We start from the raw sequence: 15979 nt of genomic DNA, 5'->3' as shown, positions 1-15979 counted from the left end.
CGTGAAGCATGATGGAGAGGCCGGGCGGGCCTGGTCGGCCGGGTTGCCCGCGCTGGCGGAGCGGTATCTCGAGCGATGGGAGCTGCGTCTCGATGGCGAGCCCGCGCACGGGATGGTGTCGCTGGTGCTGCCCGTGGTGCGGGCCGATGGCACGCGGGCGGCGCTCAAGCTGCAACCCGTGAGCCACGAGAACGTCGGCGAGGGGCCGGGCCTGCGGGCCTGGGCGGGTGACGGGTCGGTGCTGCTGCTCGACGAGGACCCCGCCACCGGCACCCTGCTGCTCGAACGGCTCGACGCCGAGCATCCGCTGTCGGCCGAACCCGATGTCATGAAGGCGCTCGGGATCCTCACCGAGTTGCTCCGGCGGCTGGTGGCGCTGCCCGCCCCCGAGGGGATGCGGCGGTTGGGGGATATCGCGGGTGACATGCTCGGCCGTGTCCCCGAGGCGGTGGCGGGGTTGCGCAGGGAGCGGGATCGGGACTGGTTACGGGTCTGCGCGGGGACGGTGCGCGAGCTCGTGGGTGAGCCGGGCGATCGGTTGCTGCACTGGGACCTGCACTACGACAACGTACTGGCCGGGGATCGGGAGCCGTGGCTGGCCATCGATCCCAAGCCGCTCGCCGGGGACCCCGGGTTCGACCTGTTGCCCGCGCTGCACAACCGGTGGGCGGAGGCCGTGGCGACGGGGGATGTACGGCGGGCGGTTCTGCGGCGGTTCGACTTCATGGTGGACGGGCTCGGGCTGGACCGGCAGCGGGCTGCGGGGTGGACGCTCGGCCGGGTGCTGCAGAACTCGCTCTGGGACGTGGCGCGCGGCAAGCGGGAGCTCCACGAGATCCAGCTCGCCGTGGCCGAAGCGGTCCGTCAACGCCTCTAGGACAACAGGCTGCCGATCAACACCGGTGTGCGGTCAGATGAGGAGGGCAAGCTTGCCGCGACCATGGCCCGTCTCGATCTCGCGGTGCGCGTCCGCCGCATCCTCCAGCCGGTACGTCCGCCGGATCAGGAACTTCAGCTCCCCCTTCGCATAAAGCGCGGCATACCGGCCGAGACGCTCAGCCGTACGGACACCCCGTGTGGTCATGACCCCCAACCCGGCCGCCTTGCCATGCTCGACCAGCGTGAGCACGCGACCAGGGTCCTGAACCAGCTCCAGCGAGACGTCCAGCGCCGCGCCACCCGCTCCGTCGAGGGCCAGGTCCACCCCGCCCGGCGCGAGCGCCCGTACGCGGGAGGCGAGGCCCTCCCCGTACACGACCGGGATCGCGCCGAGGTCGCGCAGGTAGGCGTGGTTCTCCTCGCGAGCGGTCCCGATGACGGTGGCGCCCCTGCCGACAGCGATCTGGACTGCGGCCGTGCCGACCGCTCCGGCGGCGCCGTGGATGAGGAGCGTGTCACCGGCGACCGGGTTCAGCTGGTCGATGGCGATCTCGGCGGTCTGCACCGCGGCGGTCAGCGCACCCGCCACCTCCCAGGGCACACCCGGCGGCTTGAGCGTCACGTCGGTGGCGGGGACCACGATGTACTCGGCGTAGCTGTTCAGTAGCGAGAATCCGAGCACCTCCTCCCCCACACCCAGCGTCACATCCGGACCCACCTGGTCGACCACGCCCGCGAACTCGTTGCCGGGGACCCGCGGCAACGGGTCCGTCAAGCCGGGCGGCGTCCACCCGGCACGTACCGCGGCGTCGAAGGGCTGAACCCCGGCGGCCTTGATCCGCACCCGGACCTGTCCCGGCCCCGCCTCCGGCATGGGCCGGGACATCAGGCGAAGCACCTCAGGTCCCCCGAACTCGGCAAACGCCGCAGCTTTCATGAAATTTCCGTTGGTCATAGAGCCGACCCTGCATCCCCAACCACACTTGAGGTCAAGCCATATCGCAGTTCGGGAACTTTCAGCTTTAGTCCGGCTTTATCTGTATATAGTCCGACGGGGGCACAGCAGGGGACGGGGTAACCAGGGTCTGATGACCGAGTTCTTACATGTCGCGCTGAGCTTCCCGACGGTCGTATTCACCTTCCTTCTCGTCGTGGTGGCCGGCTACTGGTTCATTGTCATATCCGGCCTTTTCGACTTCGAAGACGGCGAAGCGCCCTGGCTGGGGCTGGGCGGAGTGCCTGCCGGGATCGCGCTGTCGCTGCTGATCGCACTGGCCTGGCTGCTCACCTTGATCGGCAGCCAGGTGGCGCAGGGGGTCGCGCTGCTGGCCGTACCCATCCTTGCCCTGCTCGGGGCCTGGTTGGGCATGCGGGGCCTGCTCATCCCGCTGCGCCGGCTGTTCCCCGACGCGCGGCGGCCGTCACGCGGTGACTTCGTCGGCCGGATGTGCGTGATCCGGACCGGCCACGCGGGCGCCGACTTCGGCCAGGCCGAAGTCACCGCGCCCGACGGCTCCTCGGCGGTCGTCCAGGTCAGGACGACCGGCCAGGACCGCCTTGCGCGCGGCGACAACGCGCTCATCTTCGAATACGACGCCAACGGCGAATTCTTCTGGGTCATGCCTTACGAAAGCGAGCACTGATGGACGTCATCTCCACCGGATTCGGCATATTCCTCGCCGTCGTGCTGGTCATCGTGATCGGCCTGCTTGCCGCCATCAGCCGCCTTTTCCGGAAGGTCGAGCAGGGCAAGGCGCTGATCATCTCGAAGGTCAACAAGGTCGACGTGACGTTCACCGGAGCCACCGTGCTCCCCGTCTTTCACAAGGCCGAGGTCATGGACATCTCGGTGAAGACCATCGAGATCGAGCGGACCGGCCGCGAGGGGCTGATCTGCCAGGACAACATCAGGGCCGATATCAAGATCACATTCTTCGTACGCGTCAACAAGACAGCCGAGGACGTCATCAAGGTCGCCCAGGCCATCGGCACCGTACGGGCCAGCGACGAGTCGACGTTGCAGGAGCTGTTCAGCGCGAAGTTCTCCGAGGCGCTCAAGACCGCCGGCAAGCAGCTCGACTTCGTGGATCTGTACACCAAGCGTGACGAGTTCCGCGACCAGATCGTCCGGCTCATCGGCACCGACCTCAACGGCTACAGCCTGGAGGACGCGGCCATCGACTACCTGGAGCAGACCTCGCTGAACGCGCTGGACAAGAGCAACATCCTCGACGCCCAGGGCATCCGCAAGATCACCGAACTGACCGCGATCGAGCACGTACGGACCAACGAGTTCCAGCGCAGCGAAGAGAAGGAGATCACCCGCCAGAACGTGGACGCCCGCGAGGCGATCCTGGAGCTGCAGCGCCGGCAGGCCGACGCCGAGATCAAGCAGCATCGGGAGATCGAGACCATGAAGGCCCGCGAGGAGGCGGAGATCGCCCGGGTGGCGGCCGAGGAGCGGCTGAAGTCGCAGTCCGCCAACATCAAAACCGACGAGCAGCTCGGCGTCCAGCACGAGAACCGGGCCCGCGAGGTCGCCGTCGCGGAGAAGAACCGCGAGCGGGTGATCGCGATCGAGACCGAGCGGATCGAGAAGGACCGCATGCTGGAGGTCATCGCCCGCGAGCGGGAGACCGAGCTGTCGCGGATCGCCAAGGACAAAGAGGTCGAGACCGAGAAGCGGTCGATCGCCGAGGTGGTACGCGAGCGGATCGCCGTCGACAAGACGGTGGCCGAGCAGGAGGAGAGCATCAAGCGGCTGCGCGTGGTCGAGGAGGCCGAGCGCACCCGCCAGGTCGTGATCATCGCCGCCGAGGCCGAGGCGCAGGAGAACCTGGTCAAGGACATCAAGGCGGCCGAGGCCGCCGAGACCGCGTCGAAGTTCAAGGCCCGCGAGGAGCTGACGCTCGCCGAGTCCAGGCAGCAGGCCGCCGAGCTGGACACCCGGGCCAAGATCAGGCTGGCCGAGGGTGTACAGGCCGAGTCGGCGGCTGCCGGGCTGGCCCAGGTCCAGGTCAGGGAGCGCGACGCGGAGGCGATCGAGAAGGTCGGCCGCGCGGAGGCGGTGGCCCTGGCCGAGAAGCTACGGGCCGAGGCGGAGGGCGCCAGGTCCATGGCCACGATCGAGGGCGACCGGCTCAAGGCACGGGCCGAAGGCGAGCAGGCGATGGCCCTGGCCGCCGCGACCGCGGTGGGCGAGAAGCTCAAGGCCGAGGCCGAGGGTCTGACCGAGAAGGCGGCCGCGATGGCCGCGCTCGACGACGCGAGCCGGGCGCACGAGGAGTACCGCCTGCGGCTGGAGGCCGACACGGAGGTACGCCTCAAGCAGATCGACGTCACCCGGCAGGTGGCGGAGTCGCAGGCCAGCGTCCTGGCCGCCGGCCTGGCCAAGGCGAACATCGACATCGTCGGCGGCGACACGATGTTCTTCGACAAGGTGGTGGGCTCGATCACCGCGGGCAAGGTGGTGGACGGGTTCGTGGAGCACTCGCAGGTCGCGGGCTCGCTGGCCGCGCCGTACCTCAACGGGTCGGCCAGTCTCGCGGGTGACCTCAGCGCGCTGGTCGGCGGGGTGAGCACCGAGGACCTGAAGAACCTGACCGTGTCGGCGCTGCTGATGCGGCTCATCCAGAACGGCGGGCCCGACTCGGCCCCGCTGGGCGAGCTCCTGGAGACGGCCCGCCGCCTGGGCGTGGCCGACTCCCCGGTGGCCGCGCTCGCCGCCGCGAAGGTCTGATCGCGCGTGACCGACGACGCACAGCGCCAGGGCTCCCGTACGGCGGAGCCCGGCGCGACCGGCCTGGCGGCCGGGACCTACGAGGTGCTCAAGTCCCGGCTGGAAGCGCAGGCCAAGGCCCTGGCCAGAGCGGCCGAGGCGGTCAACGCCGAGCGCCTGACCGTCTTCGGCGGCACGGAGCTCCGCCTGCTCGGCACCGAACGCATCCGTACCGACAACAACTGCGTCCCCCGGGACATCGTCTCGCTGGGCGGGGTCATGCTGTTCGGCTACAACGTGTTCATCGGGCTGAAGCCCGAGACCACGGTCGCCGACGTCTTCTCCGTGCACCGCTTCACCAGGGACGGCGACGCCTTCAGGTTCGACCCCGACCGGCTCGCGGCCCTCGACGATCCGGCGTTCCAGAAGGACTTCGCCGAGCTGTACCGCTACTACAAGGAGTCCAGGCTCCACCATCTGAGGCGCGTCGAGGGCAAGCTGCTGGCCGTCTTCCAGACCGGCCCGGCCGACACCCGGGTCTTCAGATGGACGGTCGACCCCCAAGGAATCACGAAATATCAGGACAACAGGGGGGAGCGGGACCATGCCTTCCCGCCCTCGCACGACTTCGTGTGGACCCCGGCCACCCGAGACGACCACGTGCTCGGCCGTCACCCGCACATCTCCATCCGCGACGAGGTGTTCGTCGAAACGGTCGGCGGCGACCTGACCATCAAGATCGAGAACAACACCGAGACCGGCGAGGGCATCTACGCCGAGCCCGTCACCGAACCCCTCCAGAGTCTCGCCGACGCCGACGTCGAGCACACCGTCATCGGCCCGCTCATCCTGATCAGGATCCGCCCGTACAAGGAGACCGGCTGGCGCCACCTGGTCTTCAACATCCGTACCAAGGCCGTGACCAGGCTCGACGGCATCGGCCAGGCGTGCCAGCGCCTCCCGGAGGACCAGGGGCTGATCTTCCCCGGTGGCTACTACCTGGCCACCGGGGTCAGCAAGACGTTCGACACCGACGTCACGGACCTGGAGTTCGACCGCGTGGTCCGCTCCCCCAACGGCGAGGACGTCCTGTACGTCTTCCACGCCAGGGGCGACGGCCGCTCACTGCTCCTGCCGTACAACGTCATCAGGAAGGAGGTGGCGAACCCCATCGTCTGCCACGGCTACTCCCTGTTCGACGACGGCACGATGGTGGTCTTCCGCGCCACCTCCGAGGAGCCGACGCGGGTCCACCCCATGCAGGTCTGGCAGACGCCGTACGTCTCCGACACCTACGCCGCCGCCCAGCCCACCGGCACCGGCCCGCTGGAGCGCATCGGCAACGCCGAGTTGGTGCGCGGCATCTCCGACTGCCTGTCGGTGGCCCGCATGATCGGCGAGATGGCGCCGTCGGCGGCCACGTTCGAGGCGCTGATCGCCGCCTGCACGCGGGCCTTCGACCACTACCACTGGCTCGGCGAGCAGGGCCTGCGCGGCCCACTCGCCGACGTACGGGCCACCGCCGAGCAGGTGCTCGACGAGTACGAGCACGTGGAGGCGCTCACCCGCCAGGCCGCCCGCACCCTCGCCGAGGCCGCGGAGGAGACCACCCGGCTCGTACGGCAGGCACGCGGCGACACCCCCGCCACCGCCGACGCCTGGGTGACGCTGCTGGCCACGTTGCGCCGGGCCCAGGGCCGCCTGGTGACGCTGCGCGAGGTCCGCTACCTGGACCTCGCCCGGCTCGACACGCTGGCCGGATCGCTGGCCGAGGAGCTGGTCTCCGCAGGACAGCGGGCGGTGGCGTTCCTCCAGGGAGCCGACGCGTTCACCGGCTACCACCAGGCGGTGGAGGGGCTGGCCGCCGAGGCCGCCGCGATCACCACGGTGGCCGAGGCCGAGCCCGTCACGGAACGCCTGGCCACCCAGTCGGAGGGGCTGGAGGTCGTCACCGAGGTCGTGGGCTCGCTCGAGATCGCCGACGCCACCGTACGCACCTCCATCCTGGAGCGCATCGCCGAGGTGCTCGGCGGGGTGAACCGGGCGCGGGCCATGCTGGAAGGTCGCCGGCGCGAGCTGCTGGGGGCCGAGGGGCGGGCGGCGTTCGCGGCCGAGTTCGCGCTGCTCGGGCAGGCCATCACCGGCGCGCTGGCCGTGGCGGACACGCCGGAGCGGTGCGACGAGCAGCTCGGCAGGCTGATGCTGCGGCTGGAGGCGCTGGAGACGCGTTTCGGCGAGTTCGACGACTTCGCCGCCCGGCTCGCGGGCAAGCGGGACGACGTCTACGAGGCGTTCTCGGCCCGCAAGCAGACGCAGCTGGACGAGCTGGCCCGCCGGGCCGACCGGATCTTCGCCTCGGCCGAACGCATCCTGGGCAGCGTCACCCGACGGCTGCCGTCGCTGGGTTCGCTCGACGAGGTCAACACCTTCTTCGCCACCGACCCGATGGTGGCCAAGCTCCGCTCGGTCTCCGTCGAGCTGCGCGGGCTCGGCGACGCCGTACGGGCCGAGGAGCTGGGGGGCAGGGTCAAGGCCGCGCAGCAGGAGGCGGGCCGGGCCCTGCGCGACCGCCTCGACCTGTTCTCGGACGGCGGCGAGACGCTGCGCCTGGGCCGGCACCGGTTCGCGGTCAACACCCAGCCCATCGACCTCACGCTGGTGCCGCACGACGGCGCCATGCACTTCGCCATCACCGGCACCGACTACCGGTCCCCGGCCCCCGCCTCGTTCGCCGATACCCAGCCGTTCTGGGACCAACTGCTCGCCTCCGAGACGCCGGAGGTCTACCGCGCCGAGCACCTGGCCGCCTCGCTGCTCGACGTGGCGGTGCCGGGCGGGCCGCTCCAGGACCTCGTACGGCAGACGGCCGAAGAACGCTACGACGAGGGGTACGAGCGCGGCGTCCACGACCACGACGCGACCGCCATCCTCGACACGCTGCTCCGGCTCCGGGAGGGAGCGGGGCTGCTGCGGTATCCGCCGGATGCGCGGGCAGCGGCGCAGCTGTACTGGGCGTTCGGGACGGACGAGGTTTCACGTAAAACATTCGCCACACGGGCCGTGTCGCTGGTGCGCGCCCGCACGGTCTTCGGCCCGACTCCGGAGCTGGCCGCTCTGGCAACGGAACTGGGCTCGCACATCGCCGCGTTCCACCCGGGGCCCGGCGAGACGGCCGCGCTGGCCGGGGAGTACCTCGTCGAGGAGCTCGCCACCCAGCCCGCCGGCTTCGTGACCAGCGCGGCGGCCCGTAGCCTCCTCCAGGGCTTCCACCAGGCGCTCGGCCCGGCCAGGTCACGCGAGTTCGAGGAGGAGCTCAAGGCCGTGGCGCCGCCCGATCGGCTGGAGCTGGCCCGGGCCTGGATCGGCGCCTTCGGCACGGGCCCCGAGGTGCCCGAGTCCATCGCCGTACAGCTCTGCGACCTGCCCCGGCACGACTCCAGCGCCGCGCTGACCGCCACTGTGGAGGGTCTGCTCGGCACCCACCCGCGCATCGCCGACCGCAAGCTGGAACTGCGGCTGGACGAGACCCTGGCCAGGACCCGCCGCTTCCGTACCGAACGCGTCCCCGCCTACCGCGCCTACCAGAAGCGGCGCACCGAGCTGGTGGCCACCGAGCGGACCCGGCTGCGGCTGGAGGAGTACCGGCCCAAGGTCATGAGCGCGTTCGTCCGCAACAGGCTGCTCGACGAGGTGTACCTGCCGCTGATCGGCGACAACCTGGCCAAGCAGCTCGGCGCCGCCGGAGCGGACAAGCGGACCGACCAGATGGGCCTGCTGCTGCTCATCTCGCCGCCCGGCTACGGCAAGACGACGCTGATGGAGTACGTCGCCAGCCGCCTCGGCCTGGTCTTCGTCAAGGTGAACGGCCCGGCGCTCGGCCACGCCGTCACCTCGCTCGACCCGGCGGAGGCGCCCGACGCGACGGCCAGGCAGGAGGTCGAGAAGATCTCCTTCGCCCTGGAGACCGGCAACAACACGCTGCTGTACCTGGACGACATCCAGCACACCTCGCCCGAGCTGCTGCAGAAGTTCATCTCGCTGTGTGACGCCCAGCGCCGCATCGAGGGCGTCTGGAACGGCCGGACCCGCACGTACGACCTACGTGGCAAGCGGTTCGCGGTGTGCATGGCGGGCAACCCGTACACCGAGTCGGGCCGGCGCTTCCGCATCCCCGACATGCTGGCCAACCGCGCCGACGTGTGGAACCTCGGCGACGTGCTGTCGGGCAAGGAAGAGCTGTTCGCGCTGAGCTACATCGACAACGCGCTCACCTCCAACCCGGTGCTGGCGCCGCTCTCCGCCCGTGACCGGGCCGACGTCGAGCTGCTGGTACGCCTGGCCCGCGGCGACCAGACCGCGCGGCCGGACCAGCTCCGGCACCCGTACGCCAAGACCGAGCTGGACCAGATCCTCAGCGTGCTGCGGAAGCTGGTGCGGGTGCAGGAGGTCGTGCTGGCCAACAACCAGGCCTACATCGCCTCGGCCGGGCAGTCCGACGCCGCCCGCACCGAGCCGCCGTTCCGCCTGCAGGGCTCGTACCGGAACATGAACAAGCTGGCCGAGCGGATCGTGCCCGCCATGAACGACGCCGAGCTGGAGGCGGTCATCGACGACCACTACCTCGGCGAGGCCCAGACCCTGACCAGCGACGCGGAGGCCAACCTGCTCAAGCTCGCCGAGCTCCGCGGCCGCCTCACCCCCGAGCAGGCCGCCCGCTGGCGCGACATCAAGGCGGCCTACCTGCGCGCCGAAGCGCTCGGCGGCGCCGAGGACGACCCGATGACCAGGGCCGTGGGCGCCATCGGCCTGCTCGCGGACCGGGTCGGCGAGGTCGGCACGGCCATCAGGCAGAACGCGGCGGACTGACGCGTCACTGCGACGTGGTCAGCTCCGCCGTGCAGGTGCGCTGGATGGCCGTGGCCCGGTCGAGGAAGTCGAGGATCAACTCCAGCTGCTCGTCCGAGTAGCTGGAGTACAGCTCGGTCAGCCCGGCCACGAACGGAGCGAAGAGCTCGGCGCCCCCGGCCAGCTGCTCGTGGTTGACCTCGACGATCACCCGCCGCCGGTCCTTGGGATCGCGAGTGCGGCGCACCAGCCACTTGCCCTCCAGCCGGTCGATGAGCCCGCTCACCGAGGCGGGCGCGAGACCGGTGTGCTTCGAGAGCTCTCCCGCGGTCAGCGGACCCAGCCGTTGTAGCAGGTCAAGGGCCTTCTCCTCGGTCATCCCCACGCCCAGCCGCTCGCCGATGGCGGTGTGGAACATCACCGCGGCGTTGCTGTTGTCCCGACCGGCCACGAACAGGGCTTCGAGCAATTTCTTTCGGTGTTCCGAAATATCTCTGGACACGGTCCTCCTTCCCGGCATATATTTCGTTCGACCGAACGAAAGGTTATCACCATGAAGGCTCTGATCATAGGTTGCGGCATCGGTGGTCCGGCAACCGCGATGGCCCTGCGCGCGGCCGGCATCGACGCCGCGATCTTCGAGGCGTACCAGGACAAGGCGGAAGGCGTCGGCTCGTTCCTCAACGTCGCCTCGAACGGCTTGGACGCCCTGCGGGTGCTGGGCGCGCACCGCGGGGTGATGGCCGCCGGCATCCCCACCCCGCACATGGTCATGTGGAGCGGCTCCGGCAAGCGCCTCGGCGAGGTGGCCAACGGCCTGCCGCTCGACGACGGCACGGTGAGCCACACGATCCTGCGCTCCGACCTCTACCGCATCGTCCGCGACGAGGCCGTCTCCCGCGGCATCCCGATCTCGTACGGCAAGCGCCTGGTCTCCTTCGACGACACGGGCGACCAGGTGACCGCCCGCTTCGAGGATGGGACGGAGGAGACGGGCGACGTGCTGATCGCCGCCGACGGCGTGCACTCGCGTACCCGCGCCCTGCTCGACCCCGGCGCGCCCGCGCCCCGCTACAGCGGCCTGTACAGCTTTGGCGGGATCGTCCGCGACGGCGACTTCACGGGCGAGCCGGGGGTCTACAACATGGTGTTCGGCAAGCGCGCGTTCTTCGGCTACACCGTGACCGTCTCCGGGGAGACCTGGTGGTTCGCCAACCTGCCGCGCGAACTCGGGGACGTACCGCCGGACTGGAAGCCGCTGCTGGTCGAGGCGTTCAAGGACGACGCGAACTTCTCCGCCGAGCTGGTCAGCCGCTCCAAGGTGGACCTGGCGCTGCCGGTCTACGACCTGCCGCCGCTGCAGACCTGGCACAAGGGGCGGGTGGTGCTCACCGGCGACGCCGCGCACGCCACCTCTCCGAGCGCGGGGCAGGGCGCCTCGCAGGCCATCGAGGACGCCATCGTGCTGGCCAGATGCCTGCGGGACGCGGCGGACCACCGGGAGGCGTTCGAGCGGTTCGAGGCCGAGCGGCGCGAGCGCGCCGAGCGGGTCGTGGCCTACTCGCGGACGATCAGCAACAGCAAGGCCGCGGGACCCGTCGGCCGGGTGTTCCGCGACCTGATGATGCCGTTCTTCCTCAAGAAGACGGCCAGCCAGGAGTCACTGTCCTGGATGTACCGCCACCACGTCAGCCTGTGAGACGGCCTCCGGGCTCGCGGGGAGCAGCGGCAGGCGCACGTCCGGGGTCGGGATGAGGCCCCGGGCGTGCAGGACCCCCTTGATGACGGTCGGGTTCGGCTCGGCGAACAGCGCGGCCGACAGCCGGGCGAGCCGGTGACCCAGCGCCCGGCCCCTGACCACGTCACCCGCGCGCCACGCCGCGACCAGCTCGGCGAACCGGTCGGTGGCCAGATGCGCCGAGGCCAGGATGCCGCCCGCGGCGCCCAGCGCCAGCAGCGGCGAGATGAACAGGTCGTCGCCGCCCAGCACCTCGAACCCCTCAGGCAGGTCCCCGAGCAGGTCCACGGCGTCCTGGTCGATCCCGCCGGCCGCGTACTTCACCCCGGCGATCATCGGGTGCCCGCCCAGGTGACGCAGGGTCGCCGCACTCACGGCCTGCCCGGTCCGGTAGGGAATGTGATAGATCACCAGCGGTACCGGCGTCTCCTCCGCCAGCGCCTCGAAGTGCGCGACGACACCGCGCTCCGAGGGCCGCAGGAAGTACGGCACGGTCACCAGGGCGGCGGAGACCCCTTCGGGCAGCTCCTTCAGCGCCACGGCCGTCGAGCGCGTGTCGTTGCCGGAGATGCCGACGGTCAGCGGCACCTCGCGTTCCGCGCAGACCCGGACGCAGACCTCGATTACCCGCGCCCGCTCGGCGGGCGTCAGCGCCGCGACCTCTCCGGTCGTGCCCAGCGCGACCAGTCCGGCGGCGCCCTGGTCGAGAACGTGGCGGGCGAGCTTGTCGATCGCCTCGACGGCCACCTCGCCCGTCTCGGTGAACGGCGTGACCAGTGGCACATGAAGTCCTGTCAGCATGCTTCAGCCTGACCCGGAACGATACGTTAGGTCCAGCGCGGATTTCTGCTGTTGAGCTTAAGCTTGTCTGATGCTCGACCCTCGCAAGCTCCGCCTCCTGCGCGAACTCGCCCAGCGCGGCACCATCGCCGCGGTCGCCGAGGCGCTCAGCTTCACCCCCTCGGCGATCTCCCAGCAGCTCAGCGCCCTGGAGCGGGAGGCGGGCGTGGCGCTGCTGCGGCGCACGGGCCGTACGGTGACGCTGACGCCCGCCGGCCACCTGCTCGTCGAGCACGCGCAGGACGTACTCGAACAGTTGGAAAGGGCGTCCGCGGCGCTCGCCGCGGTGCGGAGCGGCCCGTCGGGGCCGCTGCGGGTCGGCGCGTTCCCCACGGCGGCGCGCGTGCTGCTGCCGCCCGCGCTCGCCGAGCTGTCCCGCGCGCATCCGGGCCTGCGGCCGATGGTCTCCGAGATCGACCCCGCCGACGTCTCGGCCGCGCTGCGGGCGGGTGAGGTGGACGTCGCGCTCGTGCACGAGTACGACTTCGTGCCACCGGTCACCGACGCGTCGCTGGAGACGGAGCCGCTGTTCGGGGAGCAGATGTACCTGACGAATCGCGCCACGATCGCCGACGCCCGCGACGACGCCTGGATCGTCGGCAAGCCGGGCACCCTGTGCCACGCGATGGCGATCCGGGCCTGCCAGGCGGCCGGTTTCGAGCCGCAGGTCCGTCACCGGATCGAGGACTTCGACACCGTGCTCGCCTTCGCCGCCGCCGGTCAGGGCGTGGCGCTCGTGCCACGCCTGGCCGCGCTCACGCCGCCGCACGGGGTGACGCTGACCGGGCTGCCGCTCAGCCGCCGCACCCTGGCCGCTTTCCGCAGGGGGTACGGCGAGCATCCCGCGATCAAGGCGGCCGTCGCCGCCTTCCACACCGCGATCACCCACCTCCCTCTCTGAGCGGGTCTCCTTCCTCGCCGCGCAGGCCGACCCCCTCGCTGGGCGGGCGCCCGCCCTCGTTGAGCAGGCCCCTGACCAGGTCGCCGAGGGTGGCCGCCACCCTTGCCGACTCGCCGCCGAGCAGCAGGCCGCTGATCGGCTCCGTGTGCAGCGTGCCGAGCAGGACGTGCCCGGCCAGCTCGGCGTCGAGATCCGGCCGCGCCTCGGCGATCAGCGCCGAGACGTGCTCGTGCCACGCCACGTAGATCGGGTTGGCCAGCCGCGACCCGCCCCCGGCCTTCTGGGTCAGTCTCGCGTGCTCGTGCGCGGCCATCAACCCCGCGTTCCCGGCCGCCATCGCGACCACCGCGTTCAGGAAGGCGACCAGCCGTTCCCCCGCCGGAGCGCCCGGCCCCAGCGGCGGCGGCCCGTCCGCGACGTCCTGCTCCAGCGCGCGCGCCCGCTCCGCCATGAGCTCCTGCATGAGCCCGACCCGGCTGCCGAACCGGTGGAACACCGTCCCCTTGCCCACGCCCGCCGCGGCGGCGACCCGCTCGACGGAGACCTCCCCCGGCGGATGCTCGCGTAGCAGCGCCTCGGCGGCCTCCAGGATCGCCCGCCTGTTGCGTGCCGCGTCGGCCCGCTCCCGCCGTTCCATCAGATCATTGTTCCCCATAGACAAGTTGACCGACGGTCCATATATTAACTGGACCAACGGTTCACTTAGAAGGAGTGTCGCATGCGCGCGATCGTTGTCCACGAACTGGGCGGTTCCGAGGTGCTCAAGGTCGAGGACTGGCCGGAGCCGAAGGCGGGAGAAGGGCAGTTGGTCATCCGTACGCAGGCCATCGGGGTCAGCTACGCGGAGACCCAGATGCGGACGGGCGCCTTCCCGCTGCCGGTGCCGCTGCCCGTGGTGTTCGGCGCCGAGGCGGCCGGCGTGGTGACCGAGGTCGGGGCCGGAGTCGACGAGGCCCTGCTGGGCACCACGATCGCCTGCGTGACGGGCGGGGTCGGCTCCTACGCCGAGTACGCGGCGGTGCCCGCGTCGATGATCTGCCCGGTGCCCGAGGGCGTGTCGCCGGTCGACGCCGTCGCCGCCGCCGCGCCGGGCGCCATCGCGCTGGCGCTGCTGCACCGGGCCGGGCTCAAAGGCGGGGAGACCGTGCTGGTGGAGGCCGGGGCGAGCTCCATCGGGACGTACCTGTTGCGGCATGCCAAGGAGTTCGGCGCGGAACGGGTGATCGCCACCGCGGGCGCCCCGGCGAAGCGGGAGCGAGCCCGGCAGATGGGGGCCGACGAGGTCATCGATCACCGCGAACCCGGCTGGCCCGGCGAGTTGCCCGACGTGGACGTGGTCTTCGAGTCGATCGGCGGGGCGTCGGCCAAGGCGGTGCTCGATCACCTCACGCCCGGCTCCGGGCGCATGCTCTGCTACGGCTCGCTGAGCGGCGAACCCGCCGCGGTGGGCGCCGCCGATCTGTGGGCTCGCGGCGTGACCATCGTCGGGTGCGGCGGGCCCGCGTGGGGAGCCGAGGTGTTCGGCGTCCACTACCCGGAGATGCTGGCCAGGGTGGCCGACGGGCGCAGCCAGGCGCATGTCGCGGCCACGCTGCCGCTGGAGTCGGCCGCCGAGGCCCATCGCAGCCTCGAAGACCGCACCGCACTGGGCAGGATCGTGCTGATCCCCTAACGGGGGGAGTGGAGGCCTGAGATGATCATGTGGGTCAGCAGGTCGTAGCTTTCGTCGAGCTTCTCGGGAAGCCCGAACGCGCCTGCCGCCTCCAGCACCGAGAAGCCGTGGGCGGCCGCGCGCAGGGAGCGCGCCGCGTGGATCGCGTCCGAGCCCTCCAGTCCGTACGCCCTGAGGGCCGCGAACAGGATGTCGATCAGCCGCGCCCCCGCCTCGGCCGTCGCCGGGTCCGGGACCTGGATCACCGCGGCGTAGCGTCCGGGATGCCGCGTGACGTATGAGCGCCAGGCCTCCATCAGCGCCCGCAGCGCGTCGTCGCCGGACCGGCCGAGCACGGCCGCGCCCACGTGCTCCGCCATCTCGTTCAGTATCCGCACGGACAGGAGTTCGCGCAGCTCGGCGAGGTTGCGCACGTGCTTGTACAGGGATGGGGTGGCCACACCCGCCCGCGCCGCCACCGCCGACAGGGTCAGCGCGGCGGGGCCCTCCTCATCGACGATGGCCACCGCGAGCGAGACGACCGCGTCAGGGGACAGCGCCGCCCTAGCCACGGACCTTCTCCTTGAGGAAGGACAGCATGGCCCCGGCGACCTCGTCGGGGAACTGCGCGTGCGGGTAGTGCCCGGCGCCCTCGATCATCGCGATCCTGCCGCGCCCCTCCGGCATGGCCGCGACGATGCCCTGGGCCTCAGCCTCGGGGCTCGCCCAGTCGGGGTCGAGGGTGCCCATGACGACCAGGGCGGGAACCTGGAGGTCCGGGAGCATGGAGCCGGCGTCGGTGGGCGCGGATCCGCCCATCTTGCCGACGACCGCCATCCGGCCCGGCCGGCGCAGGTCGGCTTCGAGCGCGGCGATGTACTCGGCGTGGTCGGCCGGCCTGGTGCCGGGGAAGGCGACGTCGAGGTAGCTCTTCCACAGCCCCACGCTGCGCAGGACGGCGGTGCCGAGGAGCCGCATCATGCCCTTGCGGTGGCGGGCGATCCGCATGCCCTTCAGGTCGATCTGCTGCGCCCGGGTGAACGGGCCGACCTCGACGACCGCGCTGACCAGGCTGCGATCCTGGGCCGCCGCGACAGTGGCGGCCCCGCCGGAGAACGAGTGGCCCACGACGACGGCGGGACCCGCATCCAGGTGGCGGATGAGCGCCAGGATGTCACCCGCGACGTCCACGCGGGTGTAGGAGTCCCAGCCGATGCTCGACTCGCCGTGGCCGCGGATGTCCAGGCTCGCCACCTGGTATCCGGCCGCCACGAGCTTCGGGATCAGGAAGCGGTACGCCTTCCTGCCGTCGCCCATGCCGTGCGCCAGCACGACCAGCGGGCCCTCGCCCGTCACGTCGTACGCGAGTTGTCCGCCCTCGTGCTTCAGGAACTCGGTCATGTCGCC

General features: G+C 71.0%; 13 protein-coding genes. 7 read left to right on the top strand and 6 right to left on the bottom strand.

What is annotated here, in order from left to right:
* Position 1 precedes the first annotated feature (1 nt).
* Complete coding sequence (locus AB0B91_RS59045; RefSeq protein WP_358340959.1) at positions 2-877, top strand: aminoglycoside phosphotransferase family protein; 876 nt, start codon at positions 2-4, stop codon at positions 875-877.
* Positions 878-910: 33 nt separating this feature from the next.
* Here AB0B91_RS59045 and AB0B91_RS59040 read toward each other — a convergent pair whose 3' ends face one another.
* Positions 911-1765: an NADP-dependent oxidoreductase gene (locus AB0B91_RS59040; protein WP_358340957.1), complete on the bottom strand. Its 855-nt coding sequence runs from the start codon at positions 1763-1765 to the stop codon at positions 911-913.
* Between the two features lie 202 nt (positions 1766-1967).
* Here AB0B91_RS59040 and AB0B91_RS59035 point away from each other — a divergent pair, with 202 nt between their 5' ends.
* Genes AB0B91_RS59035 through AB0B91_RS59025 form a run of 3 tightly spaced genes read left to right on the top strand, consistent with a single transcriptional unit; the run spans position 1968 to position 9463 of the window.
* Positions 1968-2522, top strand: a complete 555-nt coding sequence (locus tag AB0B91_RS59035; RefSeq protein WP_358340955.1) for a hypothetical protein — start codon at positions 1968-1970, stop codon at positions 2520-2522.
* Positions 2522-4618 (top strand): SPFH domain-containing protein, encoded by a 2097-nt coding sequence (locus AB0B91_RS59030; RefSeq protein ID WP_358340953.1) that lies wholly within the window; start codon positions 2522-2524, stop codon positions 4616-4618. The genes AB0B91_RS59035 and AB0B91_RS59030 overlap by 1 nt, the downstream gene beginning before the upstream one ends.
* 6 nt (positions 4619-4624) lie before the next feature.
* A complete protein-coding gene (locus AB0B91_RS59025; protein ID WP_358340951.1) occupies positions 4625-9463 on the top strand; it encodes a DNA repair ATPase in 4839 nt (1612 codons plus the stop codon).
* A 4-nt stretch (positions 9464-9467) separates the two neighbouring features.
* Here AB0B91_RS59025 and AB0B91_RS59020 read toward each other — a convergent pair whose 3' ends face one another.
* Positions 9468-9944, bottom strand: coding sequence for a MarR family transcriptional regulator (locus AB0B91_RS59020; RefSeq protein ID WP_358340950.1), 477 nt, complete (start codon positions 9942-9944; stop codon positions 9468-9470).
* A 51-nt stretch (positions 9945-9995) separates the two neighbouring features.
* Between AB0B91_RS59020 and AB0B91_RS59015 the strand changes: the two genes are divergently transcribed.
* Positions 9996-11141, top strand: coding sequence for an FAD-dependent monooxygenase (locus AB0B91_RS59015; RefSeq protein WP_358340948.1), 1146 nt, complete (start codon positions 9996-9998; stop codon positions 11139-11141).
* On the opposite strand, the gene dapA is transcribed toward AB0B91_RS59015, so the two are convergent.
* A complete protein-coding gene (dapA, locus tag AB0B91_RS59010) occupies positions 11103-11963 on the bottom strand; it encodes a 4-hydroxy-tetrahydrodipicolinate synthase (protein WP_358340946.1) in 861 nt (286 codons plus the stop codon). The genes AB0B91_RS59015 and dapA overlap by 39 nt on opposite strands.
* Positions 11964-12051: 88 nt before the next feature.
* Here dapA and AB0B91_RS59005 point away from each other — a divergent pair, with 88 nt between their 5' ends.
* On the top strand, positions 12052-12921 hold the full coding sequence (locus AB0B91_RS59005; protein WP_358340944.1) for a LysR substrate-binding domain-containing protein: 870 nt from the start codon (positions 12052-12054) through the stop codon (positions 12919-12921).
* Here AB0B91_RS59005 and AB0B91_RS59000 read toward each other — a convergent pair.
* A complete protein-coding gene (locus tag AB0B91_RS59000; protein ID WP_358340942.1) occupies positions 12902-13558 on the bottom strand; it encodes a TetR/AcrR family transcriptional regulator in 657 nt (218 codons plus the stop codon). The genes AB0B91_RS59005 and AB0B91_RS59000 overlap by 20 nt on opposite strands.
* An 81-nt stretch (positions 13559-13639) precedes the next feature.
* Here AB0B91_RS59000 and AB0B91_RS58995 point away from each other — a divergent pair, with 81 nt between their 5' ends.
* Positions 13640-14593 carry a zinc-binding dehydrogenase gene (locus AB0B91_RS58995; RefSeq protein ID WP_358340941.1) on the top strand — a complete coding sequence of 318 codons (954 nt, stop codon included), beginning with the start codon at positions 13640-13642 and terminating at the stop codon, positions 14591-14593.
* Here the strand turns inward: AB0B91_RS58995 and AB0B91_RS58990 are convergent.
* Both AB0B91_RS58990 and AB0B91_RS58985 read right to left on the bottom strand, forming a co-directional pair.
* Positions 14590-15144 (bottom strand): WHG domain-containing protein, encoded by a 555-nt coding sequence (locus AB0B91_RS58990; protein WP_358340939.1) that lies wholly within the window; start codon positions 15142-15144, stop codon positions 14590-14592. The genes AB0B91_RS58995 and AB0B91_RS58990 overlap by 4 nt on opposite strands.
* Entirely contained in the window at positions 15137-15973 is an 837-nt protein-coding gene (locus AB0B91_RS58985) for an alpha/beta hydrolase (RefSeq protein ID WP_358340937.1), read from the bottom strand. The genes AB0B91_RS58990 and AB0B91_RS58985 overlap by 8 nt, the downstream gene beginning before the upstream one ends.
* Positions 15974-15979: the final 6 nt, after the last annotated feature.

The organism is Nonomuraea sp. NPDC049141 (assembly GCF_040648415.1).
In the GTDB taxonomy this organism is placed as follows: domain Bacteria; phylum Actinomycetota; class Actinomycetes; order Streptosporangiales; family Streptosporangiaceae; genus Nonomuraea.
Note: the sequence above shows the minus strand (reverse complement) of the source record. Positions and strands in the feature narration are given on the sequence as shown.